This window comes from Fusobacterium varium (assembly GCA_021531615.1).
In the GTDB taxonomy this organism is placed as follows: Bacteria; Fusobacteriota; Fusobacteriia; order Fusobacteriales; family Fusobacteriaceae; genus Fusobacterium_A; species Fusobacterium_A varium_C.
Genome location: JADYUE010000097.1, coordinates 1 through 439, shown reverse-complemented (window position 1 = coordinate 439; position 439 = coordinate 1). Strand labels below are relative to the sequence as shown.

The 439-nt window shown below is 30.8% G+C and carries 1 protein-coding gene; it reads left to right on the top strand.

Features of this window, described 5'->3' with window-relative positions; translation table 11 throughout:
• Window positions 1-33: 33 nt before the first annotated feature.
• Window positions 34-439: transposase (locus I6E31_12485; GenBank protein ID MCF2640774.1), on the top strand; the 406-nt coding region annotated here is incomplete at its 3' end.

The following is a 439-nucleotide window of genomic DNA, read 5'->3' as shown; positions in this document are numbered from 1 at the left end:
ATGATAAAATTAAATTCATAGGAGGCTATTTTTATGGAAAGAAAAAGAAAAAATGGAATTAATCTTACTGATGGAAAAAGAAATATTATCAATGCTTTAATTAATGAATACGATATTAAAACTGCTGAAGATATACAGGATGCTTTAAAAGACTTGCTTGGGGGAACTATTCAAGAAATGCTTGAAGCTGAAATGACTCAACATCTTGGGTATGAGCCTTATGAACGTTCTGAATCTACTAATGCTCGTAATGGTAGAAAAAGAAAAATCATTCTTAGTAAATATGGTGATACTGAAATTGAAATCCCTCAAGATAGGGAAGGAACTTTTGAACCACAAATTGTAAAAAAGCGTCAAAAAGATATTTCTGATATAGAAGATAAGATAATTTCTATGTATGCTAAAGGAATGACTACGCGCCAAATTTCTGAGCAAGTTG